This window comes from Nocardioides sp., from assembly GCF_031397825.1.
Lineage (GTDB): Bacteria > Actinomycetota > Actinomycetes > Propionibacteriales > Nocardioidaceae > Nocardioides.
The window spans coordinates 1-24,853 of sequence record NZ_JANNML010000233.1 but is presented as its reverse complement, the minus strand read 5'-3'; the positions used below and the strand labels follow the sequence as shown (position 1 = coordinate 24,853).

Sequence of the window (24,853 nt, the reverse complement as noted above, 5' to 3'; positions counted from 1 at the left end):
ATCATCAGCGAGTCCAGGCTCATCGCCGAGGCCACCCTCAAGCACGGCAACCGCTACCAATCAGCGCACCCGACCCGTAAGAATGTGTCCGCGAAGTCCTGAGACATAAGTGTCCGCGATGTCCTGAGACACAACACAGCGGCTGAGCGCGCTCTGCAGCACACGACGCGCCACGCGGCCACCACCCGGGCGATGCCCGGACGCCGAGGAGGCGCGCCGATCCTAGGATCGCCCCATGAGGACGACGACCGCACCGTCAGGCGGCTCCTTCGACGGCCGGTGGGCCACGGAGGTCTGCCGGGCGTGCGACCCGGTCTTCGCCGCAGCCGACGTGGGCTTCGTGCGATCGGGGGACGTCACGGACCCGGGCGACCAGAAGGTCGGGGCGATCCTGTGGGAGGCCGACCCGACACGGTTCGCGGCGCGCTACCCCGACAGCGGGATCGTCCGGTCCTACGGCGAGGACCAGTGGCCCGGCGTCGGGTGCATCGACTTCTGGCTCTACGTCGAGGCCGAGGCTGCGACGCTCCGGCTGAGTGTGGAGGGCTGGAGCCTGCCGCACCTGGCGATCGAGGCCACGGGCCACGGGGGGATGGACGGGATGCAGGTCGCGTCCGTCTTCGCCCGGATCCTGGGCGTCAGCCCTGGACGCCCTGGGCGCGCCAGTAGTCGTTGATCGCACCGTTGGTCTTGACGAACCAGACGATGGGGCCGACCAGGATGAAGATGCCGGGGAAGTACCACAGGCCGGTGGCGCCGCTCACCGGCTTCTGCTGGCCCTTGGCCTCGTACATCGCCCCGGCCTCGGCCGCGGTGATGTAGGGCATCACGATGCCGACGAACAGCTGGAGCAGGGCGGCGACGACGCCACCGAGGCCGCGGCCGGTGTGGCGCTTCATCTCCTCGTGGACCGAGTAGGTCCACACGACGCCGTAGATGCCGAACGTCACGATGGCCAGCAGGATGCAGACGCCGGTGCCGCGGATCTTGCCGGTCGGGCCGGGGCCGCCGCCGTACGCCGGGGCGGGGGCGGGGGCGGAGGGGTAGGGACTCTCGGTCATGGTGGGTCCTTCGAGGCGAGCCCGAGCGGGCGTGGGTCGGAGACAGCGGACCGAACGCTAGTGGCTCGGCTGCCGCCGCGTGTCCAGAATCGGGAAGACCGCTCGGCCGGCTCAGGTGGTGACGCGCCGGGCAGGTCGTCCCCGTCGGGACGGTCGTCGTCGCCGTCGGAGCCGGCCACCTCACCGGCCAGCTCGACGACAAGGCCCAGGCGGCGGCTTCCCGGGTCGTCGACGGCCTCAGGTCGGCGCCGGGCCGGACCCGGATCGACGTCCGTCTCGGGGCGTGAGCCAGCCCGTGGCCCGCGCCAGGACCACCAGCCAGGCCGAGGCGTAGAGCAGGCTGGTGACGACGTCGGTCACGTGGTGCGCGCCCTGGTAGAGCCGCGACAGCGCCACGAGGAACGGGACGAGCACCAGCAGGCCCACCGCCGCGCGTCGCACGGGTGCGGAGCGCAGCCGCAGCGCCAGCACGACCGCGACGCAACCGTAGGCGATGACGGCCGTGCCGACGTGTCCGGACGGGAAGCTGTGGTCGGGCACCAGGCCCGGGTCGAGGATCTCGACCGGCGGGCGGTCGCGCGGGTCGAGGTGGGTGCCGAGCAGGTAGATCCCGAGGTGGCCGAGCACCGCGGCCACCACCAGCACCGGCCCCCGCCGGGAGCGGTCGACGACATAGGCGATGACCGCGACGACCAGCGCGACGAGCACGCCCACCCAGGTGTCGGCCACGAACGTCACGACCTCGGCCACCCGGTCGAGCCCGGGGGTGCGCCGGTCGGCGACCCAGCGGGACACGTCGTCGTCCCAGGCGCCCACCGACCCCGCGAGCGGGTGGGTCAGGAGCCACCCGAGGCCGACGACGGCGGCCGCGATCACGACGTACGCCGCGACGACACGCACCACCCTGCTCTGCTGCTGCACCCGAGGACCGTATCCGGCCTCCGGCGCCGGCCTGCGTCGACTGGCTATCGCCCACATTGTCTGACAATCTGAGGTGTCCCCCTACAGTGGGGAGCGACCAACGAGAGGAGTGACCAATGACCGCGTCCCTCACCGAGCAGCAGCACGGTGTCCGCGAGTTCGCCCGCGCCGAAGAGCGCACCGCGCACAACTACCACCCCCTCCCGGTGGTGGTGGCCCACGCCGAGGGTGCCTGGATGACCGACGTCGACGGACGCCGCTTCCTGGACCTGCTCGCCGGCTACTCCGCGCTGAACTTCGGCCACAGCCACCCCACCCTGGTCGCCGCTGCCCACGCGCAGCTCGACAAGCTCACCCTGACCAGCCGCGCCTTCGTGCACGACCAGTTCGCCGACTTCTGCGCCGCGCTGGGCGACCTGTGCGGCAAGGACCTCGTCCTGCCGATGAACACCGGCGCCGAGGCCGTCGAGACCGCGATCAAGGTCGCGCGCAAGTGGGGCTACGAGGTCAAGGGCGTGCCCGCCGACCAGGCCACGATCATCGTCGCCTCCGGCAACTTCCACGGCCGCACGACGACCATCGTCGGCTTCTCCGACGACCCCGATGCCCGCGACGGCTTCGGCCCGTTCTCCCCCGGCTTCGTGACCGTGCCCTACGGCGACCTCGAGGCACTCGAGGCCGCGATCGACGAGAGCACCGTGGCCGTGCTGATCGAGCCGATCCAGGGCGAGGGCGGCGTGGTGATCCCGCCCGAGGGCTACCTGCGCGGCGTCCGCGAGGCCTGCACCCGCGAGAACGTGCTCTTCGCAGCCGACGAGATCCAGGCCGGCCTCGGTCGCACCGGGCGCACCTTCGCCTGCGACCACGAGGACGTCGTGCCCGACATCTATGTCCTCGGCAAGGCGCTCGGTGGCGGCATCGTGCCCGTCTCGGCGATCGTCGCCGACCGCGACGTGCTTGGCGTTCTCAAGCCCGGTCAGCACGGCTCGACCTTCGGCGGCAACCCGCTGGCGTGCGCGGTGGGCCACGAGGTCGTCGACATGCTCGCGACCGGCGACTTCCAGCGTCGTGCCGACGAGCTCGGCGAGCTGCTGCGCACCCGCCTCGAGGCGATGGTCGGCCACGGCGTGCTCGCGGTCCGCGTGCGCGGCCTCTGGGCCGGCATCGACATCGACCCGGCGGTCGGCACCGGCCGTCAGGTCTGCGAGGCGCTCATGGCTCGTGGGGTCCTGGCCAAGGACACGCACGGCTCGACGATCCGTCTCGCGCCGCCGCTGGTGATCTCGGCCGAGGACCTCGAGTGGGGCCTCGACCAGCTCGCCGAGGTCGTCGGCTCCTGAGCCGGCACCACCGCACAGGCGGCTGACAGGCCGACCTGACCGCCCGCCCACCCCGGGCACCGAGAGTCGTGGCACGACGACGAGCGCCACGACGCAGACCGGTGCCCGGGCCGGGCAGGCGGGACATGTGACGGAGTGTCCGGTGGTCCACCCGACGGGCCCTCCCGCACCACCGGCCGCATCACCCCGGGATGACGCCGACCAGCGCCGGCAACGACGCCGCGATGATCTCGAGCAGCTCCTCGCGGCTCACACCGGAGGGGTCGGCCCGCCAGGTGATGACGAGCTCCTCCGTCATGGCCGCCCAACCGCGCACGACCAGGCGGGCGGTGGGGGTGTCGGTGATGATCGTGCCCTGGGCGTCCTCGCGGAAGACGCGGTCGGTGAGGGCCGAGCGGGCTTCGTCGTAGATCTCGCGCAGCGTGTCGTTGCCGCCTGCGGCGCCCTTGACCAGCGAGAGGTAGCCCTCGTAGTTGGTCACCACGTAGTCGACGTAGGCCGTCACCGAGATCAGCAGCCGCTCGAGCGGCTCCCCCGAGGCGGGCGGGGCGGTCTGCGCGATCAGGTCGTCGGCGGCCCGGCGCACGACGGCCTCGTGGAAGGCGTGCTTGCTGCCGAAGTAGTGGTAGAGCAACCCGCGCGAGATCCCGGCCTCCTCGGCGAGCACGTCGATGGACAGCTCGTCGAGGGAGCGGGTGGCCAGGAGGCGCACGCCGAGGTCGAGCAGCTGCGAGCGCCGCTCCTCGGGGGAGAGCCGGACGCGTGTGGTTGCGGTCACGCACCCCAGTCTATTGACACCAATTCAATAAGGGCAATACCGTCGTGACATGACATCGACCACCTCCCCCACCGAGGCGACGACCGCGACCGGGACCACCCGGGTGCAGGTCGAGCAGCTCGTCGTCGGCGCCGGCTTCGCCGGACTGTGCGCGGCGATCAAGCTCGACGAGGCCGGCGAGCGCGACTTCGTCGTGATCGAGAAGGGCTCCGACGTCGGCGGCACCTGGCGCGACAACACCTACCCCGGTGCGGCCTGCGACGTCCCGAGCCAGCTCTACTCCTACTCCTTCGCGCCCAACCCCGACTGGTCGATGTCGTTCTCCCCGCAGCCGGAGATCCAGGCCTACATCCAGAAGGTGGCCGCCGGCTCCGGCACCCTCGACCGCTTCCGCTTCGACACCACCGTCGAGTCGGCCACCTGGGACGAGACGGCCCAGCGCTGGGTCGTCGAGACGTCCGGGCCGCAGGGCACCACGACGTACGACGCCCGCGTCGTCATCTCCGCGGCCGGCGGGCTCTCGGAGCCCAAGCTCCCCGCCATCGAGGGCATCGAGTCCTTTGAGGGCGAGCTCTTCCACTCCGCCCGCTGGGACCACGACACCGACCTGACCGGCAAGCGGGTCGCCGTCATCGGCACCGGCGCCTCCTCGATCCAGATCGTGCCGAAGGTGCAGGAGGTCGTGGCCCACCTCGACGTCTACCAGCGCACCGCGCCCTACGTCCTGCCGCGCAACGACCGCCGCTACTCCAAGCTCGAGCGCCTCGCCCTCCAGCACGTGCCGGGCCTGCAGAGCGTCTACCGCACCGCGATCTACTGGGGCCGCGAGACCTACGTCCCGGCGTTCACCCTCCAGCCCAAGATCGCCACGCCCGCCAAGCTGCTGGCGCTGGGCAACATCTCCAAGGCGATCAAGGACCCCGAGCTCAAGGCCAAGGTCACCCCGACCTTTGAGATCGGCTGCAAGCGGATCCTGATCTCCAACACCTACTACCCGGCGCTCGCCTCCGACAACGTCGACGTGGTCACCGACCCGATCGCCAAGGTGACCCGCAACGCGATCGTCACCGCCGACGGCGTCGAGCGCGAGATCGACGTGCTCATCGTCGCGACGGGCTTCCACACCACCGAGCTGCCGATCACCGAGCACATCACCGGTCGCAGTGGCCGCACCCTGGCCGACACGTGGGCCGAGACCGGGATGGCTGCCTACAAGGGCACGGCCGTGCCGGACTTCCCCAACCTGTTCTTCATCGTCGGCCCCAACACCGGCCTGGGCCACTCGAGCATGGTCTTCATGATCGAGTCGCAGGTGAGCTACATCCGCGAGGCCATCACGACGATGCGCCGCAACGACTACGCCGTGGTCGAGGTGACACGGGCGGCCGAGCGGTCGTGGACCGGCGAGATCCAGCGGCGGATGAAGCGCACTGTCTGGAGCACCGGTGGCTGCGCCAGCTGGTACATGGATGCCCACGGCAACAACACCACCCTGTGGCCACGCACCACCTTCTCGTTCCGCGGCGAGACCGCCACCTTCGACCCCTCCGCCTACACCGTCCAGGCCGCGACCGCGGCCGGGACCACCCCCACCCCGACCCGTCAGGAGATCAGCGCATGAAGAGCCTCGAGGACAAGGTCGTCGTCGTCACCGGAGCAGGCTCGGGCATCGGCCAGGCCCTGGCGCTCGACCTCGCCAAGCGAGGCGCCCTGCTCGCCCTCTCCGACGTCGACGAGGCCGGCCGGGCCGTGACCGTCGACCTGGTCAAGGGCGCCGGCGCCAAGGAGGTGCGCAGCGACAGGCTCGACGTCGCCGACCGCGCCGCCTTCACGGCCTACGCCGAGGTCGTGGCCGCGCAGTTCGGTCGCGTCAACGTCGTCATCAACAACGCCGGTGTCGCGCTGGCCGGCAACTTCGACGAGCTGACCTACGAGGACCTCGACTGGATCGTCGGCATCAACTTCTGGGGCGTCGTGCACGGCACCAAGGAGTTCCTCCCCCACATCATCGCCTCGGGCGACGGCCACGTCGTCAACATCTCCTCGCTCTTCGGCCTGGTCTCGATGCCGGGCCAGAGTGCCTACAACGCGACGAAGTACGCCGTGCGCGGCATGACCGAGGCGCTGCGCGAGGAGATGCTGATCGCGGGTCACAAGGTCGGCGTCACCGCCGTCCACCCCGGCGGCATCAAGACCGCGATCGCCCGCAACGCACGCGTCTCTGCCAGCGAGGACAAGGCCGCCACGGCCAAGCTATTCGACGAGAAGCTCGCCAAGATGACGCCGGAGAGGGCCGCCGAGATCATCGTCAAGGGCATCCTCGGCAACAAGGCGCGCGTGCTCGTGGGCCTCGACGCCCACGCGGTGCACCACTTCGCCAAGCTCACCGGCTCGCGCTACCAGGACATCATCGCGATGGGCTCGAAGCGCGTCCTGCCCGCCAAGGTCGTCTGAGCGAGGCAGCATGGGCCCATGCGGCCCGGTGACCAGGTGCGGGTGGTGATGACCAAGTGGGGTCACCGCCCGCACTGGCAGTTCGAGGGCACCTTCCTCGGCTCCGACGAGCACGGTGACTGGCTGGGCTTCGCCGCCGGGAGCACCATGTCGCGTCCGGGGGCGTCGTACGTCGCCCCGGTGGACCAGGTGGTCCTGGTCCCCGCGGCGGGCGACGACCTGCGCCGCGGGTGGGTGGCGACCTTCCACGCCCCGCACGGGCCGATCCACACCTACGTCGACATGACGACGCCGCCGACCTGGCACGTGGTCGCCGGAGTCGCCGAGGCGCACGCGGTCGACCTTGACCTCGACGTGGTGCGTGGGCTGACCGGACGGGTGTGGATCGACGACGAGGACGAGCTCGCCCAGCACCGGGTCGAGCTGGACTACCCCGACGACGTCGTGGCTCTGGCCGTGACGACGGCCGAGCGGATCCAGGCTGCGGTCACGGACCGGGTGGCGCCGTTCGACGGATCCGCCGAGCGCTGGCTCGACCTGCACCGGTCCGACGGGGCCGACCCGACCTGAGCGGACCGACCAGGCGCGGCCCTGCGAGCCGGCTCTCGAGACGACGGGCCTCACGCTTGAGCGGCTGGGCGACGTACTCCCCCAGGATCACGCCCGACGACAGAGCGGTCGCGATCGAGGCGGCCGTGACCATCGACAGCAGTCCCTGCGAGGTGTCGGCGCCGCCCTCGGCCATGAGCGCCAGGCCGCGGTAGATCGAGAGCCCGGGCAGCATCGGCACCACGGCGGAGACGACGATGACGAGCGGGGGCACCCGGAAGCGGCCCGCCAGGGTGAAGCTGACGAGGCCGACGAAGAAGGCCGCGAGCGCGGTCGGCCAGGCCCGGCCGAAGCCCTGGATGGCGATCGACTGCGAGATCAGGATCGCGACCGCGGCGACGGCGGCGATCGGCAGGATGCTGCGCCGCGGCGCGTAGGAGGCGAAGGCGAAGGACCCGGCGCACAGGGCCGCGCCGAGGGCGATCGGCGTGAGTGTCTCCCACGTGGTGACGCCCAGGCCGACCCGGCGCAGCTCCACGCCGGCGACGTCGGCCACGGTGAGGCCGCCGCTGACGCCGGCGATGATGCCGGCCGTCGCGAGCAGCGCCTCGGTGAGGCGCGCGCCGGCCGTGACGTAGAAGCCGGACAGGGCGTCCTGGAGCGCGCCCATGAAACCGATGCCGGCGAGCATCATGACGATGTTGGCGGTGATGACCAGCGACGGGTCCTCGACCATCCCGATCGCCGCGGCCGCGGCGGCGAGGAGCGTGGCGACGCCGCCGCCCGCGACCTGCTGGTAGAAGAACGGCATCCGGCGCCTGGCCATCACGAGCTGGAGCCGGTCGATGCAGACCGCGGCGAGGAAGGCGATCGCGACGACGGTGAACCCGCCGCCGAGCAGGATGCCGACGCCCGAGCACATGAGGCCCCAGGCCAGGCTGGTCGCCCATCGCGGGGTGCTGTGGCCCGACGAGACGATCCTCGCCAGGGTGGCGCGGGCCTCCACGAGGTCGACGCGGTCGGCGACGACCTCCCGCACCAGGTGGTCGACGAGCGTGAGGTCCTCGTAGTCGATCTCGCGCTGCTTGACGTGGCGCACCTGGAGCAGCGGCGGCTCCTCGGGGTCGGGCTGGTAGCTCATCGACAGGGCCGTGAAGGTCACGTCGATGTCGGGGTGGCGCACCCCGAAGTGCCACGCCAGTGTCTGCATGGTGGAGGTGACGTCGGCGGCACCGGCCCCCGACGCGAGCAGCAGCTCTCCCACCCGGAGACAGAAGTCCAACGTCAGGTTCAACGCACGTGCCTCGAGCATGGGGACAATGCTGGCAGCAACGCCGTGTGCTTCGCTGTGCGGGTGCGCATCGACTTCCACGGGTCCGCCGAGCCGACCCTCGGAGTCGAGTGGGAGCTCGCCCTGGTCGACCGCCGCAGCCGTGACCTGCGCAACGATGCGTCCCACCTCTTCGCCAGGGCCCGGCCGCGACTGGAGCACCAGGACCGGCTGCACCAGGAGCTGCTGAAGAACACCGTCGAGCTCGTCACCGGGATCTGCCACACCGTCGACGAGGCCATGGCAGACCTGCGCCGGACCCTCGAGCACGTGGTCCCCGCGGGCGACGACCTCGACATCGACCTCTACGGCGCCGGCACCCACCCCTTCGCGTCCTGGACCGGGCAGCAGCTCAGCGAGGGGCACCGCTACCAGGAGCTGATCAACCGCACCCAGTGGTGGGGGCGGCAGATGCTGATCTGGGGCGTGCACGTCCACGTCGGTCTGCCCGAGCGCGACCGGGTGCTCCCGGTGCTCTCCGCGCTGCTCACCTACTACCCCCACCTCCAGGCGCTGTCGGCCTCCTCGCCGATCTGGGCCGGCGTCGACACCGGATATGCCTCCAACCGGGCCCTGATGTTCCAGCAGCTGCCGACGGCCGGGCTGCCCTTCCAGTTCACGACGTGGGCGCAGTTCGAGTCGTTCGCCCAGGACCAGCTGACCACCGGGGTGATCGACGAGCTCTCCGAGATCCGCTGGGACCTTCGTCCTGCGCCCCACCTCGGCACCCTGGAGAACAGGGTCTGCGACGGGGTGTCCGACCTGCGCGACCTGGCGGGGCTCGTCGCGCTGATGCACTGCTTGGTCGTCGACCTCGACACGCGGATCGCGGCCGGCGAGAGCCTGCCGGTGCTGCCGCCGTGGCACGTGCAGGAGAACAAGTGGCGCGCCGCCCGCTACGGGCTCGACGCGATCATCATCCTCGACGCGCAGTCGCAGGAGCGCCTGCTCACCGACGACCTGGCCGACCTGCTGGTGCGCCTGGAGCCGGTCGCGGCGCGCCTCGGCTGCCTCGAGGAGCTGGCGTCCGTCGCGGACCTGCCGCAGCGGGGCGCGTCGTACCAACGGCAGCGGGCCGTGGCCGAGCGCACCGGTGGTGACCTGGTCGCGGTCGTCGGCTCCGTGGTCCGCGAGCTGCGGGCGAGCCTCTGATGGCGCGCACGGACGTGGCGGTCGCCGCGCCCAACGAGGCTGCGGCCGACGCGGGGAGGGCGGTCGCCGAGGCTGGCGGCAACGCTGTCGACACCGCCCTTGCGGCCGCACTGGTGACGATGGTCAACGAGGTCGGCATCGTCTCGCTCAGCTCGGGCGGCTTCGTGACCGTGCAGCCGGCCGACGGCGCTGAGCCCTACACCGTCGACGGGTGGATGGACATGCCCGGGCGGGGGCTCGCTGTGGTGTCGGGCGACGGGTCGGGGTCCGGTCCGGGTGGGACGTGGGACATCTCGACGGCGTACGGCGGCGGGATCGACGTCACGATCGGCCCCGGGTCGGTGGCGGTGCACGGCTCCGTGGCCGCCTTCGAGGAGACCCACCGCCGCGACGGGCGGCTGCCGTGGCGCGAGCTGGTCGCTCCCGCGATCGAGGTGGCACGGGGCGGCTTCCGGCTCGGGTCGGCGTCGCGCTACTACCTCGGGCACGTGCACGAGTCGATCTTCGGCTGGGACCCCGCCAGCCACGCCGCGCTGCACTCGGTCGACGGATCGGTGACCACCGGCCTCGTCGTCGTGCCCGACCTGGTGGGCTCGCTGGAGCTGATCGCGGCCGAGGGCGCGGCGACGTTGCACACCGGGGAGCTCGCCCGGCTGGTCGCCGAGGACGTGGTCGGTCGTGGCGGCCTGCTCGGGGCGGCCGACCTGGCGGCGTACGAACCGGTCGTGCGGCCCGCTCTCGTGACCCGCGTCGGTCCGTGGACGCTCGCCACCGCACCGCCGCCCTCCCTCGGTGGCGTGTGCGTCGCCGCGATGCTGCGCCTCCTCGACGACCGGCCGCACGGGCCCTGGACGCCGGGCGACGTCGACCACCTGGTCCGCGTGCAGCGCGCGGTGCTGGGCCACCGCCTCGACGTGCTCGACCAGACCGACGACCTCGTGCGCGACGCGGCCGCCTTCCTCGACCTGGTCGACCGCGACCACGTCGGCGCGCTCGAGTCGGGCTCGACCGCCCACGTCTCGGCGACCGACAGCGAGGGCACCGCCTGCTCGGTGACGGTGTCGTCGGGCTACGGCGCCGGCATGATGGCGGCCGGCACCGGGATCTGGCTCAACAACTGCCTGGGCGAGCAGGAGCTCAACCCCCGCGGCCTCCACGGCCTGGCGCCCGGCACCCGGCTGCTCTCCAACATGGCGCCCACCGTCGGCCGCCACGCCGACGGCTCGGCCCTCGCGATCGGCTCGCCCGGCGCCGACCGGATCACGACCGCGATCACCCAGGTGCTGGCGGGCTTCGTCAGCGGCGGGCTGTCGCTCCAGGACGCGGTCGACCACCCGCGCGTGCACCTGCACCGCGCCGGCCGCCCCACCGAGGACCTCAAGGTCGAGGACGTCGACCAGCCGACGATGTACTTCGGCGGTGTCGGCGCCGCCCTCGTGCGCCCCGACGGCAGCCTCGACGCCGCCGCCGACCCTCGCCGCGAGGGCGCGGTGCGGCTGGTGCGCGACGCGGATCAGTAGCCGCCCTCGGGCTCGACCATCTCCAGGCGTACGCCGAGCAGCCGCACCGCCCGATCCCGGTCGACGCGGCCGAGCAGCTCGACCGCGGCGGCACCGAGGACCTCGGGGTCGTTGGTCGGCGCGGGGAGGGTGAGGCTGCGGGTCACGGTCGTGAACGGGCGGAAGCGCACCTTGATCCCGACCCGGGCTGCGGGACGCCCCTCGGTGTCGATGTCGTCGACCGCGCGGCGGGTGATCCGACGGGCCGACTCCTCCACCTCGGCCCAGTCCTCGAGGTCGGTCTGGAAGGTCTCCTCGCGGCCGTGCGCGCGCGGCACCCACGGCGTCGGGTCGACCGGGCCCGTGTCGGCGCCCCGGCCGAGCCGGTGGACCCACGGCCCGATCGTCGGGCCGAGCTCGGCGGCGAGCACCCGGGTGTCGGACTCGGCGAGCTGGCGCACGGTGTCGATGCCGAGGGCGGCGAGCTTCTTGGACGTCTGCGCACCGACGCCCCACAGCGCCCGGGTGGGCCGGTCGCCCATCTCGGCGAACCAGGTGTCCTCGGTGATCCGGTAGACCCCCTGCGGCTTGCCGAAGTCGGTCGCGGTCTTGGCCCGGATCTTGGTGTCACCGATCCCGACCGAGCAGTGCAGCCCGGTCGCCGCCAGCACCTCGGAGCGCACGTGCCCGGCGAACGCGACGGGGTCGCGCTGCCCTCCGGGGGACCCACCCCCCTCCCCCTCACCGCTGCCGGGACGTTCGGCGACGAACGCCTCGTCCCAGCCGATGACCTCCAGGTCGACCGGCGCCCCGTCCCACGTCAAGGCCCGCAGGGTGTCCATGACGACCGCGGAGGCCGCCTCGTAGGCCGACTTGTCGACCGGGAGGAACACCGCGTCCGGGACCTTGCGGGCCGCGACTCGCAGCGGCATGCCGGAGCCGACGCCGTGCTCGCGTGCCTCGTAGGACGCCGTCGCCACCACGCCCCGCTCGGTCGGGTCGCCCCGGCCGCCGACCACCACCGCACGGCCGGCCAGCTCGGGTCTCCGGAGCACCTCGACCGCCGCGATGAACTGGTCGAGGTCGACGTGCAGGATCCAGGTCACGGCAGCCTCACCTCACCGGGGCGGTGGGGGCAGCGCGTCGGTCGACTCGAGCTGCGTCATCCCGGTCAGCAGCAGCAGGTCGACCACGATCGAGCGCAGCTGGGCCAGGATCACCTCGGCGGTGAGGACCTCGGATCGCTCCACGCGACCTGTCGCCTCACCGATCGCGAGGATCGCGTCGCGCGCCGCCACGGGCATCCGGTCGGCCGTCAGCTCCGCGGCCACCAGCTCCGCGGCATCGGCGAGCTCGGCGGCGAGCAGGGCGTAGGCCGCCGGCACCGGCCGGCGGTGGTAGGCGGTCACGGCGACCTGCCGCACCAGGACCCGCGTGCTGCGCAGCGCCCGGTCGAGCGGGTCGACCAGGTCGGCCATGCGGCGCAGGTTGCCCTTGTGCCGCACCCGGAACGGCGACGACGCCACCACCGACATGCCCTCGTCGGCTGCGGCCTGGAGCTCGCGGATCAGGTGGTCGGTGGAGCGCGCGTCGGCCAGCAGGTCGAGCCCGCGCTCGGCCTCGCCGTCGACCATCACCTCCCCCGCGGCGCGCAGCAGGTCCGCCACCTTCGCCATCACCCGCGCTGCCTGCTCGCGTGGCCGGCGCAACGGCGCCGCCGGCGCGATCGTGGCCGCGACGAGGGCGATCACCCCACCGATGAGCGCGTCGGTCCACCGGGTCAGCGCCGCTCCCGGGTCGGGCAGCAGCGTGCTCACCACGATCGACTGCACCGCGGCCTGCGTGACGAAGAGCTGCCCACCGTCGAGCAGGAAGGCCGTCGTCATGGCGAGCCCGACGATCAAGGTGAGCTGCCACCAGCCCGAGCCGAGCTGGATGACCAGCAGGTCGGCGATGAAGACGCCGATCGCGACGCCGAGGGTCACCTCCGCCACCCGGCGCAGGCGCTGGCCGTAGGACGTCCCGAGGCTGACCACCGCCGCGATCGGCGCGAAGAAGGGCGTGTCGTGGCCGAACAGGTCGGCCGCGACGAACCACGCGGCCCCGGCCGCCAGCGCGCATTGCACGATGTGCCAGCGCTTGGCCGACAGCCGTGTCAGTCGCTCACCCAGCGAGGTGCGGCCCCGGCTCCACGCGCGGTCGAGCGGGGAGACCTCCATGGGGTGATCGTGCCAGAGGTGGGGGTGGTGTCGAGGCTCGCTGCGCTCGCACCTCCACCACCGTGCGGCCCCGCTCGACCGAGGAAGGACGACCTACGGCTGCGCGTGGGCGTAGGCCAGCGAGCGCTTCAGCTCACCGAGGTCGCGATACCAGGTGCGGACCTCGACGCGGCAACGCAGCCGGTCTGCCCAGCGGTCGTATTCTCCGCACTCGGCGGACGCCTCGGAGTCGGTGGGCGGGTAGAGCGCGGTGCCATCGGAGTACTGGATGCTGAAGCCGTTGGCCTTGTCGCCCTCGACGGCGACGATCACGGGCCGCTCCGTGCGGGCGGGTGGCTCGTGGACCGCGGCGCCGTCCGAGGCGAGCGCCGGCGACCAGGTCGCGGCGGCCAGCAGGCCGACGACCAGCGAGCAGAGCGAGATGACCAGCGTCTTCATGGGTGTCTTCATGGGTGTCCCCCGAGGGTCCGGCACCGGCGAGTTCCGGTGCGAGCAGGACGCTAGGAGCCCGGCCTGTGGACGATCAGCGGGCCAGGATCAGCGCGCCAGCGTCACCGTGATCATCGAGTTCGTGCACGACGAGGCCAGCGACGACAGCGCGGACTTCTCGCCGCTGTCGACGGTGAGCCGCCAGCGGTGCTTCACCGCGACCCACTCGCGCACGTAGCGGCACTGGTCGTAGGTCGGCAGCCACTCGCGGGGGTCCTGGTCGCCCTTGGCCTGGTTGACGTTGTCGGTCACCCCGACCAGCGAGCGGGAGTCACCGAGGTCGTTGGCGTAGGCCTGGCGGGTCGCGGTGGTCCACGAGCGGGCGCCCGAGTCCCAGGCCTCTGCGAGCGGGACCATGTGGTCGATGTCGACGTCGGAGGGGTTCGTCCAGGAGACGCGGTCGTAGTAGGAGTACCAGCGCCCACCCGAGAGCGAGCAGCCGCTGCCCACCGCCACCGGGTCGTCGGCCTCGCTGATCAGCACCTCGTTGCGGGTGCTGCACCCGTCGCCGTCGGCGTCGATCCAGTGCGGGAAGAGGTCGCGCGAGTAGCCGGTACGGACCTCGCTCGAGCTGGGCAGGTCGCTGATCGCGGTCGTCAGCGGCGCGGAGTAGTCCTGGGCCTGGGCGGCGGCGGGCACGGCCACCAGGCCCACCGAGAAGCCGGCCGAGAGGCCGAGCGCGAGCAGGGTGTGACGAAGCATGGGTTCTCCCGAGAAGACGACGAGGGCCACCGAGGTCCGGTGCACGTCGACCCTCGGGCAGCAGCGGCACCTGCCGCAAGGGGCTCGACGTACTCGTCACGGATGCGAGGGAGAACCCTCATCCGGCGTTCACCGGGCACTCTCCTCCCGCTCCTGCGGCAGGGCGCCTTGTGGCGGTCGTCACCGCGAGCAAGGATGCCCACCTACGAAAGGTGCTCCCTGTGGTCTCTCCGATCGATCCCACCTCCGCTGCGTTCCTCCTCGCGGAGAACCGCAACATGCCGATGCACGTGGGAGGCCTCCAGCTCTTCAGGAAGCCGGAGGGGGCAGGACGCGACTACGTGCGCCAGATGTTCGAGGAGATGCGCGACGTCGAGGAGATGGCGCCGCTCTTCCTCAAGCACCCGCACCGCTCGGTGAAGACCGGCGGCCAGCTGGTCTGGCAGCCCGACCTCGAGTTCGACATCGAGCACCACGTGCGCCACAGCGCGCTCCCCAAGCCCGGGCGGATCCGCGAGCTGCTCGAGCTGTGCTCGCGGCTGCACTCCACCCGGCTGGCGTGGGAACGCCCGCTGTGGGAGGCGCACCTGATCGAGGGCCTGCGCGACGGCCGGGTGGCGATGTACACCAAGACCCACCACGCGCTCGTCGACGGCGTCTCCGCGATGCGGCTGCTCGCCAGCGTCCTGTCGACCGACCCCGACAAGCGCGGCATGCCGGCTCCCTGGGGCGCCCAGCCCAACGCGCGACGCTCCCGCGAGATCGACAAGGCCGAGGCCAGCCTCGCCGGCGTGCCGATCAGCGCGCTGCGCAGCGCGATGGGCATCACCGCCGACGCCGCCGGCATGCCCGGGGCGCTGGTCAAGACGATCACCAAGGGCATCAAGAACGAGACGTCGTCGCTGTCGCTGCACGCGCCGCGCACGATCTTCAACCAGTCGATCACCGGCTCACGCCGCTTCGCCGCCCAGGACTGGCCGATCGAGCGGCTGCGCGCGATCGGCAAGGCCACCGGGACGACGATCAACGACGTCGTGATGGCGATGTGCAGCGGTGCGATCCGGCAGTACCTCCTCGAGCTCGACGCCCTCCCGGACGCCCCGCTGGTCGCGATGGTCCCGGTCGGCCTCAACGCCAAGCAGTCCCAGGTCGCCTCCTCCGAGGGCGGCAACGCGGTCGGCGCCGTGATGGTGCAGCTCGCGACCGACCTGGACGACCCGGCCCGCCGGCTCTCCGCGATCCACCGCTCGATGAAGGACGGCAAGGAGGGGTTGTCGTCGATGACGCCGATGCAGATCCTCGCGATGAGCGCGATCGGCCAGGCGCCGGCGATCCTCACGCCGCTGCTGCGCATGCAGGGCATCGTGCGGCCGCCCTACAACCTGATCATCAGCAACGTCCCCGGCCCACGCACCACGCACTACTGGAACGGCGCCCAGCTGATGGGCACCTACCCGTTGTCGATCCCGATCAACGGGATGGCGCTCAACATCACCTGCACGTCCTACGACGGCAACATGGCCTTCGGGCTGACCGGCTGCCGCCGCACCGTGCCTCACCTGCAGCGGCTGCTGACCCACCTCGACGAGGAGGTCACGGCGCTGGAGAGGGCGGCCGGGATCTGAGCGGTGACTCGCGGGGCTGCACGCGGCCGCCCGCATCGAGGACACCAGGACCGAGGAGACGCCCTCGCTTGGTCGTCATCGACACCCGGCTGACTCGCGGCGCCTGGGGCGGCGGGATCTCGACACTGCGGTCGATCGCACGTACCAGGGACGTGCGATCCACCGCACTGTTCAGCGCAGTGCAGTGCGGTCATCGACCTCGGACCCAGAAGGCCGTGGCCGGTCCCTCCGGGATCCGTCACACACAGCGGTTCGTGCAAACGAGGTTCAGTGTCCAGCCGAGCGCTCCTATCAGCGCGGAACATCTGGCGCGCCTGGTGCGCCAGATCTTCCGCGCTGATGGGGGTGGGCAGTGCCGCGGTCTAGGTTGCTGCCCATGGCAAGCGAACAGACTCCTGCTGAGCGTCTGCAGGAGTTGGAGTACCGGCTCCACATCTTCGAGGGCCTGGTGCGAGTCCTGGACGACCCTCATCGGTTCACTGATGTCGTCCTCTCCGGGACCGAGATGGACGACACGGTCGAGGCCCTGCAGGCAGCCTTCGGGTTCAGCCACATTCAAGCCGTGGCCGCCCTCGACATGCAGTTTCGCCGGCTCAGCAAGCGCACCCAGTCTTTGATGCGTTCCGATGTCGAGCAGATGCAGTTGGAGCGCACGCGTCTCAGCGCATCCTGAGCCGCTCTCCGGGCAACGACCGCTCATCGGCAGATTCCGGTCGACGCCGGCCCGCCCTGCGCTCGATGGGGACACAGCCAGTGAGGGGTCCTACGCCGGCGTCAGGTCCACGAAGCCGCCGCCGAGCAGCGCGTCGACCGCCGCCAGCCGGGAGCGGGTGATGTCGGCGACCGTGGCGTAGCCGGCCAGCTGCGCGTTGGACCCGACCCGGGTCGGCTCGGTCGAGTTGACCGACAGGCAGGTGCGGCGACCACCGTCCTCGGCGTTGGCGAGCGCGACCGCGTGGCCCGTCGTGCCGCTGCCGGCGAAGAAGTCGAGCACCCGCGCGTCGTCGGGCATCGTGGCGAGGATGCGACGGACCAGCCCGGTCGGCTTGGGCGACTCGAAGACGTGCCCCAGGATCTCCTTGAGCTCGACGACCGCGCTGTCGGTCGAGCCGACCTCGTCGGCCATCCAGATGGTGCGGAGCTTCTTGCGGCGTCCACCGTCGCGGTGCAGCCAGTCCTTCTGGAAGACGTCGACCCGCTCGCCGCGCGCACCCTTGATCGTGCGGCACACCAGGTCGTCGGGCCGCTCGTCGATGCGGGGCCGGCTCCAGCGCCACACCGCGGAGGTGCCGTCGCCGAAGACCGGGGCGATCTCGACGGCGCCGTCGAACGGCAGCGTGCGCACGGCCCCCGAGGCCGGGTCGCCCCACACCGGGAAGTGCAGCGTGCGGGCCGTGGCGGGGTTGAACTTCTTGTTCGTGTTTCGCAGCGGGAGGTGGCGGAAGCGCCTACCGTCGACGTCGGTCAGCGGGAAGTCGCGCTCGTTGACCGTGTCGGTCGTGCTCGCGTCGAGCACGCAGGCGCTCGCATCCCGGGCATAGGCGAGGAGGTACTCATGGCTGGTCGCGAACCCCTTGCCCAGCTGGCGTCCCTTGGGGTTGAGGTTGACCACCACCTGCGCCAGCAGCTGTGCCTCGCCGAAGACGTCGTCCATGAGCAGCCGCAGGTGGGCCGCCTCGTTGTCGTCGATGCTGACGAAGATCGCGCCCGTCGGGGCCAGCACGGCACGCGCGGCCACCAACCGCGGCCGCATCATCGCCACCCATGCCTGGTGGCGGGTCGCGCCGTCGACGCCGCGGATGTCGTCGCGGTAGGCGAAGTCGTTGCCGGTGTTGTAGGGCGGGTCGATGTAGACCAGGTCCACGCTCCCCGGCGCGAGCAGCGGCAGCACGTCGAGGTTGTCACCCGCCACGAAGGCGTTCCCCTGCTCCGGCCACTCCACGGCCAGACCCTACGACGGGGAGCGGGCGCATGAAGGTCCCGCTCGCCCTGGGCGGCGGCGCGGTCGTCGGCGTGCTGCTCGCCGTGGCCTCGGTGACCGGCGACAGCGACCCGGCCAGCGGCGCCGACGAGGGCACCCCCGGCCCCCACCACGCCTTCTTCTTCACCCAGCCCGGCAGCAGCCTGCCGGTCACCTGGAGCTCGTGCCGGCCGGTGACCTACGTCGTCAACCCGGCCCACGCGCCGGCCGGTTGGGTCGACCTCGTGGCGAGCGCGGTCGACGAGGTCGCCGAGGCGACCGGGCTCGACTTCGCCTACCTCGGCACCACCTCCGACCGCGCGTTCAACCGCTCGGTGCGCAGCCCCACGGACTTCGAGCCGGTGCTGATCGGCTGGGCGATGCCGCAGGAGATCTCCGACCTCGAGGGCACCGTCGCCGGGGTCGCCGGCCCCGACTCGATCACCGTCGACGGCCACACGACCTACGTGACCGGCAAGGTCATCCTCGACGCGGAGTCCTACGCCCGCCTCGAGGCCGACGGCGACGCGGGCGGCGCCCGCGCGATCCTGATGCACGAGCTCGGTCACGTCATGGGGCTCACGCACGTCGACGACGCGGGCGAGCTGATGCACGAGGACAACATCGGGCGCGAGACGTTCGGCCCCGGCGACCTCCAGGGCCTCGCCGTCCTGGGTGCGGGTCGCTGCGTACAGTTTTGACGTGGGGTGGTCCGAGCGTCGCGCGCAGCGCGAGTGGGAGCGCGACCTGCTGCGCCAGATCCGCGCCCTCGAGACGACCGACGAGGGACCGGACGGCGGCCAGGTCACGCCGCTGCGCCGCGAGCGCGTACGCCGTCCCCCTCGTCGCCGGCGCCGTGCCCCGGCGACGCGTGGCACTGCCGGTGCCGGACGCACCCCGGGTGAGCGCCGTCGTACGGTCGTGACGGTCGGGGCCACCCTGTCGCTCATCGGGGCCCTGCTGCTGCTCAACGTGGTGCCCGGCGCCTACCAGCTGCGCGCGCTGCTGGGGCTCGACGACCGACTCGGCGCCGCGGTCGACGGCGGGAGCTCGGGCGCCTACCGCTTCCTCTCCACCGCGCCGGGCACCGACGACCCCGTCGGCTGGGACCCGTGCCGACCCATCTCCTACGAGGTCAACCCCGAGGGCGCGCCCGACGACTGGGAGTCGCTCGTCGACGACGCGGTCGAGACGATCAGCGACGCCACCGGGCTGGTCTTCGAGGACGAGGGCACGACCGACGACCGGGCCTTCGAGGAGCGCTTCCGCGCCGGCGTCGACCCGCGCCCGGTGCTCATCGGGTGGGCCACCTCCGACGAGGTGCCGGGGCTGAAGGGCGACGTCGCCGGGCTCGCCGGGCCGATCTCGACCAGCGACGGGGTGCTGGCGCAGTACGTCACCGGGCGCGTCGTCCTCGACAGCGAGGCCTTCGAGCAGATCGAGCGCTTCCGCGGCGCCGAGGAGCAGCAACGCGCGATCGTGCTGCACGAGCTCGCGCACCTGGTCGGCCTCGACCACGTCGACGACCCCTCGCAGCTGATGTATCGCACCACCGAGGTCACCCGGCTGGGCCGCGGCGACCTGCGCGGTCTCGCGCTGGTCGGCGACACTCCCTGCGGGTGACGGCGGTCACATCGCGTGACCTTCGTCTCTCCTGTGAGTTGACCCTGCATGACGTCACGCCTCGCCCTCCCGCTCGGTGCCGCGCTGCTCGCCGCCGGCCTCGCCGCCGTGCCGGCCACGACGGCCGCCTCCAACCCCGCTCCGGTGGCCGCGAAGCCGGGCGTGACGGTGACGAACGGATGCCTCGCGAGCGTGCCGGAGACAAAGGGCGGAGCCCCGGTGAAGATCTGCTACTCGATCTTCAAGCCGGCCACCGCGACCTCGGGCAAGCGCGTGCCGATGGTCATCCACTCCCACGGCTGGGGCGGCTCGCGCACGACCGACCCGGCCGACTTCGCCAGCCTGACGCGCGCCGGCTACGGCGTGCTCTCCTTCGACCAGCGCGGCTTCGGCGCCTCCGGCGGCAAGGCCCACGTCGAGAGCCCGGACTTCGAGGGCCACGACGTCCGTGCGCTCGTGCGGCTCGTCAGCAAGCTCCGCTGGGTGCAGCAGGACGCCCCCGGCGACCCGCGCCTCGGCGCGATCGGCGGCAGCTACGGCGGGGGCTACCAGTTCCTCGGAGCCTTCGAGTCGCTGCGCCTGAAGGGCACGCCGGTCTTCGACGCGCTCGCCCCCGAGATCACCTGGCACGACCTGGCGCAGAGCCTGGCGCCCGAGGGCGTCGTACGCACCGCGTGGGCCCTGGCGCTCAGCGCTGCGGCCCTGCCGACGCAGGCGCTGCCCGAGAGCGTCTACAAGGCGCTCGTGGAGGGGGCGGCCCTCGGCACCCTGCCCGACGGATCAGTCCCGGGCACCGAGGACCTCGTCTCGTTCTTCGCCAAGAACGGACCCAAGCACCACGTCGACGCCGGGCGTCGTCTCGACATCCCGGTCCTCTTCGGCCAGGGCACCACCGACTCGCTCTTCCCGCTCGAGCAGGGGTTGCGCAACTGGCAGCGCGCGATCACCCCGCGAGCGCGCAAGCAGAGCATCTTCGTGGGCTACAACGGCGGCCACGTGCTGCCCGCCGCCCTCCCCCAGGGTGTGAACGTGACCTCCGACCCGTGCAGCCGCAAGCTCGGCGGCGGTGACTTCCGCGCCCTCACGGTGAAGTTCTTCGACAAGGTCCTCCAGCGCAAGCCCAGCACCCTCGGCGGATTCGGCAAGATCCACCTCGCCACCCCCGACAGCACCTGCACGACCGTCTCCTCGGTCGCCCCCACCACCTCGTACGACGTCGGCACGGTCGCCACGACCGCCGGACCGGCCGGCGCGCCGGTGTCCTACGCGGTCGTCGAGGGTCCGATCCGGATCGCCGGCTCGTCCTACCTGACCGGCGCGGTCACGGCGCTCGGCGTCAACAACCGGGCGTTCTACGGGCTCGCCGTCGGCACCACGCCGCTCGACGCGCGTCTGGTGCAGAACAACGTGCTCCCCCTCAACGAGCCGTCGCCCGTGTCGGGAGTTGCCCGTCGCGTCGCGCTGCCCTCGGTCGCGATCGACGTGCCGGCGGGGCAGACGCTCTACCTCCTGGTCTCGCCGGTCAGCGACACGTTCGTGACGATGGGCTCGCGCACCCCTGGTGCCGTGGTCCTGGACGACACGGTCGTGCACCTCCCCGTTGTGGGCCGCTGATTCCTTACCCTGGGCTGGATGCGCACCCGACTTCCCCGGATCGCAGGCCTGGTGCTGGTCTGCGCTCTCCTCGCGGCGCCGCCGGCCCCGGTCAGCGGTGCGAGCGCTGACCGCCTCGCGCCGCCCGCCCGTCCCGACGGTCTCAGCCAGCCCGAGCAGCGCCTGAGCCAGGCGCGCTTCCCGCAGACCTCCGACCGGGTGCGTGGCGCCATCGCGGCGCCGATGTCACCGCTGGTCCGGCGGCTCTCGACCCGCGTGGGGCCCTCGTCGAAGCGCGTCGTCTCGCCGGGCGTCACCTACACCACCTGGAGCCAGACCGACGCCCGCGGCCCGATCCGGGCCCATCTGCTCGCGGTCGACCTCAGCACCCCGGGCCTGCGTCTCGACTACGCGTCGGCCGGCGCCGTCCGTCGTACGGACCAGGTCAGCGACATCCTCGCCCGCGACCGGGCCGTCGCCGGCGTCAACGGAGACTTCTTCGACATCGGCGACACGGGGGCACCCCTCGGGCTCGGCCAGGACCGTCAGCGCGGGCTGCTCCACGCCCCGCGCGGTGGCTGGAACTCCGCCTTCTGGCTGGACGAGGCCGGGCGACCGGACATCGGCTACCTGCCGCTCAAGGCCGCCGTGAAGTTCCGACCCAACCTGCGCGTCACCAACGTCAACTCCCCCGAGGTCCGCGCCGGCGGCATCGGCGTCTACACCCCGACGTGGGGCGCGAGCGCGGGCTACCGCTGGACCGGCGGGCAGACCAAGCAGGTCCGCATGCTGCGCGTGGTCGACGGGCGCGTGGTGGAGACCAGGAACAAGCTTCCCGCCAACACCCTGATCCGGGGCTTCCTGCTCATCGGCCGCGGCGAGGGTGCGCGGCGGCTCGCGGGCCTGGCCAAGGGCGCGCGGGTCGATGTCGAGGGGTGGCTCCAGGGACGCCCGCAGGTCGCGATCACCGGCAACAAGTTCCTGATCCGCAACGGCGTCTTCGAGGTCATCAACGACCGCGAGATGCACCCCCGCACCGCGATCGGCATCGACCGCGACACCGGCGAGGTGCTGCTGCTGGCCATCGACGGACGGCAGAGCTTCAGCCGCGGCTACACGATGGTCGAGCTCGCCGAGATGATGCAGGACCTCGGCGCCGACGAGGCGCTCAACCTCGACGGAGGCGGCTCGACGACGATGGTGGCGCGGCGTCCCAACGGCACGATCGGCGTGGTCAACAGCCCCTCCGACGGCTTCCAGCGCTCGGTCGCCAACGCGCTCGAGGTGACCTACACGGCTCCCTAGGTGCTGGTGGCGTCAGCCCTGGAGCGGGACGTCGACGACCGCGACGGTCGTGACCGGCGCCAGGCACTCCTGGAGCGGTGCGGTGACCTTGTCGGGGATGACCGTCCAGGTCCCGCTGTCGTCGGGCGCGCCGCTCACGGTCACCCCCGGGGGCACGTCGCAGCCGAGCGCCACGACCGCGGCCATCAACCGGTGACCGTCGGTGGGCGGGTTGTCCTCGGCGATCGCCATGACCTGCTCGCTGAGGCTCGAGGAGTCGAGCTGGGTCAGGAAGTCGAGCAGCCCGTCGCCGTCGATCGACGTCAGCTGGTCCGACACCGTGCCGCCGGCGTTGGTCTCATGGACCAGGCCGAGCACGGTCACCCCGTCATTGGCCCCGTCGGTGGCCAGCGGCTCGTCGGTGGGATTCGGTGAGGTGGGTGAGGTCGGTGCGGCCGGGGTGCTCGACGCCGACGACGTCGGGTCGTCCGTGGCCGAGCCGGTGCCCTCCTCCCCGCAACCGGCGAGCAGCAGGGGCAGGAGCAGGAGGGGTCCGAGTGTCCGTCTCATGATGGTTGGGACGCTACCGGGGTGAGCGGGGTTCCGGCAGGACCGGCTGGCAGGCTGGCCCGGTGACCGACCGCAAGCGCTCCTTCACCCGCGCCGAGCTGGAGTCCTTCCGCGACGCCGAGGTGCCCGACCTCCTGCCTCGGGGCGCGGACCAGGAGCTGCGGCTGCTCTTCGTCGGCATCAACCCCGGTCTGTGGACCGCGGCGACCAGCACCCACTTCGCCCACCCGGTCAACCGGTTCTACCCCGCGCTGCTCCTCGCCGGGGTGCTCGAGCGGCCGGTCGACCCGGCCGCGGGCATGACCGACGAGGACCGCGACTACCTGCGCGAGCGCGGCATCGGCATCTCCAACCTCGCACGCCGCGCCACCGCCCGCGCGTCGGAGCTGACGAAGGACGAGCTGCGGGAGGGCGGGGAGGCACTCGCCGCACTCGTCCGTCGTACGACGCCCGCGGTGGTGGCCGTCGCCGGCATCACGGCCTACCGCACGGCGTTCGGCCGACCCCAGGCCGTGCTCGGGCGGCAGCCGGAGCCGTTCGAGGGGGCCGAGCTGTGGGTGGTGCCCAACCCCAGCGGGCTCAACGCCCACGAGACCGTCGCGTCGCTCGCCGAGGCCTACGCGGCTCCGGCGCGCGCCGCAGGGATCATCGGACCGGCCTAGAACTCCTGGTCCTTGCCCAGCACGGTGAGCCCGTCCTCGACGACGAAACCGCGCGCCTGGTCGGCGTCGAGGTCGACGCCGATCTGGCCACCGGGTGGCACGACGACGTTCTTGTCCAGGATCGCGTTGCGCACGACGGCGCCGGAGCCGACCCGCACGCCGTTGAGCAGGACCGAGCCCTCCACGACCGCGCCCGGCTCGACACGCACACCGGGCGAGAGCACCGAACGGGTCACCTTGGCGCCGCTGACCACCACGCCCGGGGACAGCAACGCCTCGTCGACGGTCGAGTCGACGCCGTCCGCGCCCTGCACGACCTTGGCCGGGGGCTGCGGGCCGTAGGAGGTGTAGATCGGCCACTCGAAGTTGTAGAGGTTGAAGACCGGCAGCGGCGAGACGACGTCCATCTGCGCGGCGTAGTAGGAGCCGAGCGTCCCGACGTCGCGCCAGTAGCCGCGGTCGCGGTCGGTGGCGCCGGGGACGACGTTGTCCTTGTAGTCGTAGACGCCGGCCAGGTTGCGGCGCACGAACGAGGGGACGATGTCGGCGCCCATGTCGTGCTTGGAGCCGGCGGTCGTCGCGTCGCGGGTGACGGCGTCGATGAGGGCGTCGGCGTCGAAGACGTAGTTGCCCATCGAGGCCTGGACCTCGCCGGGGCTGTCGGGCAGGCCGATCGGGTCGGTCGGCTTCTCGAGGAACTCGCGGATCCGCGACGGGTCGTCGGGGTGCACGTCGATGACGCCGAACTGGTCGGCGAGCCCGATCGGCTGACGGATCGCGGCGACGGTGCAGGTGGCGTCGCTCTCGACGTGCTGCTGGACCATCTGCGAGAAGTCCATGCGGTAGACGTGGTCGGCGCCCACCACGACGACGATGTCGGGCTTCTCGTCCTTGAGCAGGTTGAGGGACTGGAAGATCGCGTCGGCGCTGCCGAGGTACCAGTGCTTGCCCACCCGCTGCTGCGCCGGCACGGGCGTCACGTAGTTGCCGAGCATCGTCGACATCCGCCAGGTCTGGGTGACGTGACGGTCGAGGCTGTGGG

General features: G+C 71.9%; 25 protein-coding genes. 14 read left to right on the top strand and 11 right to left on the bottom strand.

What is annotated here, in order from left to right:
• Nucleotides 1-235: 235 nt before the first annotated feature.
• Nucleotides 236-676, top strand: a complete 441-nt coding sequence (locus RMN98_RS19790; protein ID WP_309650540.1) for a hypothetical protein — start codon at nt 236-238, stop codon at nt 674-676.
• Here RMN98_RS19790 and RMN98_RS19785 read toward each other — a convergent pair.
• Both RMN98_RS19785 and RMN98_RS19780 read right to left on the bottom strand, forming a co-directional pair.
• Entirely contained in the window at nt 639-1,061 is a 423-nt protein-coding gene (locus tag RMN98_RS19785; protein ID WP_309650539.1) for a DUF4234 domain-containing protein, read from the bottom strand. The genes RMN98_RS19790 and RMN98_RS19785 overlap by 38 nt on opposite strands.
• Nucleotides 1,062-1,298: 237 nt before the next feature.
• Nucleotides 1,299-1,982 (bottom strand): phosphatase PAP2 family protein, encoded by a 684-nt coding sequence (locus RMN98_RS19780; RefSeq protein WP_309650538.1) that lies wholly within the window; start codon nt 1,980-1,982, stop codon nt 1,299-1,301.
• A gap of 116 nt (nt 1,983-2,098) precedes the next feature.
• On the opposite strand from RMN98_RS19780, the gene rocD reads away from it, so the two are divergent.
• Nucleotides 2,099-3,322 (top strand): ornithine--oxo-acid transaminase, encoded by a 1,224-nt coding sequence (rocD, locus tag RMN98_RS19775; protein ID WP_309650537.1) that lies wholly within the window; start codon nt 2,099-2,101, stop codon nt 3,320-3,322.
• A gap of 181 nt (nt 3,323-3,503) precedes the next feature.
• On the opposite strand, the gene RMN98_RS19770 is transcribed toward rocD, so the two are convergent.
• Nucleotides 3,504-4,100 carry a TetR/AcrR family transcriptional regulator gene (locus RMN98_RS19770; protein ID WP_309650536.1) on the bottom strand — a complete coding sequence of 199 codons (597 nt, stop codon included), beginning with the start codon at nt 4,098-4,100 and terminating at the stop codon, nt 3,504-3,506.
• A 49-nt stretch (nt 4,101-4,149) separates the two neighbouring features.
• On the opposite strand from RMN98_RS19770, the gene RMN98_RS19765 reads away from it, so the two are divergent.
• From RMN98_RS19765 to RMN98_RS19755, 3 genes are read left to right on the top strand one after another with little or no spacing between them, the layout of a single operon-like run.
• Nucleotides 4,150-5,721, top strand: coding sequence for an NAD(P)/FAD-dependent oxidoreductase (locus tag RMN98_RS19765; protein WP_309650535.1), 1,572 nt, complete (start codon nt 4,150-4,152; stop codon nt 5,719-5,721).
• The gene (locus RMN98_RS19760; protein WP_309650534.1) at nt 5,718-6,554 is read left to right on the top strand and encodes an SDR family NAD(P)-dependent oxidoreductase; all 837 of its coding nucleotides are present in this window, start codon (nt 5,718-5,720) and stop codon (nt 6,552-6,554) included. The genes RMN98_RS19765 and RMN98_RS19760 overlap by 4 nt, the downstream gene beginning before the upstream one ends.
• 18 nt (nt 6,555-6,572) lie before the next feature.
• Nucleotides 6,573-7,124, top strand: a complete 552-nt coding sequence (locus RMN98_RS19755) for a DUF402 domain-containing protein (protein ID WP_309650533.1) — start codon at nt 6,573-6,575, stop codon at nt 7,122-7,124.
• On the opposite strand, the gene RMN98_RS19750 is transcribed toward RMN98_RS19755, so the two are convergent.
• Nucleotides 7,042-8,415, bottom strand: coding sequence for a threonine/serine exporter family protein (locus RMN98_RS19750; protein WP_309650532.1), 1,374 nt, complete (start codon nt 8,413-8,415; stop codon nt 7,042-7,044). The genes RMN98_RS19755 and RMN98_RS19750 overlap by 83 nt on opposite strands.
• Nucleotides 8,416-8,457: 42 nt before the next feature.
• Here RMN98_RS19750 and RMN98_RS19745 point away from each other — a divergent pair, with 42 nt between their 5' ends.
• Together RMN98_RS19745 and RMN98_RS19740 are read left to right on the top strand one after the other, a co-directional pair.
• On the top strand, nt 8,458-9,585 hold the full coding sequence (locus tag RMN98_RS19745; protein WP_309650531.1) for a glutamate--cysteine ligase: 1,128 nt from the start codon (nt 8,458-8,460) through the stop codon (nt 9,583-9,585).
• Nucleotides 9,585-11,105, top strand: coding sequence for a gamma-glutamyltransferase (locus RMN98_RS19740; protein WP_309650530.1), 1,521 nt, complete (start codon nt 9,585-9,587; stop codon nt 11,103-11,105). The genes RMN98_RS19745 and RMN98_RS19740 overlap by 1 nt, the downstream gene beginning before the upstream one ends.
• Here RMN98_RS19740 and RMN98_RS19735 read toward each other — a convergent pair.
• From RMN98_RS19735 to RMN98_RS19720, 4 genes are all read right to left on the bottom strand, one after another.
• A complete protein-coding gene (locus RMN98_RS19735; RefSeq protein WP_309650529.1) occupies nt 11,099-12,190 on the bottom strand; it encodes a DNA polymerase IV in 1,092 nt (363 codons plus the stop codon). The genes RMN98_RS19740 and RMN98_RS19735 overlap by 7 nt on opposite strands.
• A 12-nt stretch (nt 12,191-12,202) precedes the next feature.
• The gene (locus RMN98_RS19730; RefSeq protein ID WP_309650528.1) at nt 12,203-13,303 is read right to left on the bottom strand and encodes an FUSC family protein; all 1,101 of its coding nucleotides are present in this window, start codon (nt 13,301-13,303) and stop codon (nt 12,203-12,205) included.
• Between the two features lie 93 nt (nt 13,304-13,396).
• The gene (locus RMN98_RS19725; RefSeq protein ID WP_309650527.1) at nt 13,397-13,753 is read right to left on the bottom strand and encodes a hypothetical protein; all 357 of its coding nucleotides are present in this window, start codon (nt 13,751-13,753) and stop codon (nt 13,397-13,399) included.
• A gap of 87 nt (nt 13,754-13,840) precedes the next feature.
• Nucleotides 13,841-14,539, bottom strand: a complete 699-nt coding sequence (locus tag RMN98_RS19720) for an HNH endonuclease family protein (protein WP_309650526.1) — start codon at nt 14,537-14,539, stop codon at nt 13,841-13,843.
• Between the two features lie 176 nt (nt 14,540-14,715).
• Here RMN98_RS19720 and RMN98_RS19715 point away from each other — a divergent pair, with 176 nt between their 5' ends.
• Both RMN98_RS19715 and RMN98_RS19710 read left to right on the top strand, forming a co-directional pair.
• Nucleotides 14,716-16,119 carry a wax ester/triacylglycerol synthase family O-acyltransferase gene (locus tag RMN98_RS19715; protein ID WP_309650525.1) on the top strand — a complete coding sequence of 468 codons (1,404 nt, stop codon included), beginning with the start codon at nt 14,716-14,718 and terminating at the stop codon, nt 16,117-16,119.
• A 376-nt stretch (nt 16,120-16,495) separates the two neighbouring features.
• Entirely contained in the window at nt 16,496-16,792 is a 297-nt protein-coding gene (locus tag RMN98_RS19710; protein ID WP_309650524.1) for a hypothetical protein, read from the top strand.
• Nucleotides 16,793-16,882: 90 nt separating this feature from the next.
• Here RMN98_RS19710 and RMN98_RS19705 read toward each other — a convergent pair whose 3' ends face one another.
• Entirely contained in the window at nt 16,883-18,061 is a 1,179-nt protein-coding gene (locus tag RMN98_RS19705) for a DNA methyltransferase (RefSeq protein ID WP_309650523.1), read from the bottom strand.
• A gap of 29 nt (nt 18,062-18,090) precedes the next feature.
• On the opposite strand from RMN98_RS19705, the gene RMN98_RS19700 reads away from it, so the two are divergent.
• The 4 genes from RMN98_RS19700 to RMN98_RS19685 are packed head-to-tail and all read left to right on the top strand — an operon-like array spanning nt 18,091 to nt 22,600.
• Nucleotides 18,091-18,780, top strand: a complete 690-nt coding sequence (locus RMN98_RS19700) for a matrixin family metalloprotease (RefSeq protein WP_309650522.1) — start codon at nt 18,091-18,093, stop codon at nt 18,778-18,780.
• Between the two features lies 1 nt (nt 18,781).
• Complete coding sequence (locus RMN98_RS19695) at nt 18,782-19,702, top strand: matrixin family metalloprotease (RefSeq protein ID WP_309650521.1); 921 nt, start codon at nt 18,782-18,784, stop codon at nt 19,700-19,702.
• A gap of 48 nt (nt 19,703-19,750) precedes the next feature.
• Nucleotides 19,751-21,316, top strand: a complete 1,566-nt coding sequence (locus RMN98_RS19690) for an alpha/beta fold hydrolase (RefSeq protein ID WP_309650520.1) — start codon at nt 19,751-19,753, stop codon at nt 21,314-21,316.
• 18 nt (nt 21,317-21,334) lie between these two features.
• Nucleotides 21,335-22,600 carry a phosphodiester glycosidase family protein gene (locus RMN98_RS19685; RefSeq protein ID WP_309650519.1) on the top strand — a complete coding sequence of 422 codons (1,266 nt, stop codon included), beginning with the start codon at nt 21,335-21,337 and terminating at the stop codon, nt 22,598-22,600.
• A gap of 12 nt (nt 22,601-22,612) precedes the next feature.
• On the opposite strand, the gene RMN98_RS19680 is transcribed toward RMN98_RS19685, so the two are convergent.
• Nucleotides 22,613-23,149, bottom strand: coding sequence for a hypothetical protein (locus tag RMN98_RS19680; protein ID WP_309650518.1), 537 nt, complete (start codon nt 23,147-23,149; stop codon nt 22,613-22,615).
• A 62-nt stretch (nt 23,150-23,211) separates the two neighbouring features.
• Between RMN98_RS19680 and RMN98_RS19675 the strand changes: the two genes are divergently transcribed.
• Complete coding sequence (locus RMN98_RS19675; RefSeq protein ID WP_309650517.1) at nt 23,212-23,811, top strand: mismatch-specific DNA-glycosylase; 600 nt, start codon at nt 23,212-23,214, stop codon at nt 23,809-23,811.
• On the opposite strand, the gene RMN98_RS19670 is transcribed toward RMN98_RS19675, so the two are convergent.
• Nucleotides 23,808-24,853: glucose-1-phosphate adenylyltransferase (locus RMN98_RS19670; protein WP_309650516.1), on the bottom strand; the 1,046-nt coding region annotated here is incomplete at its 5' end. The genes RMN98_RS19675 and RMN98_RS19670 overlap by 4 nt on opposite strands.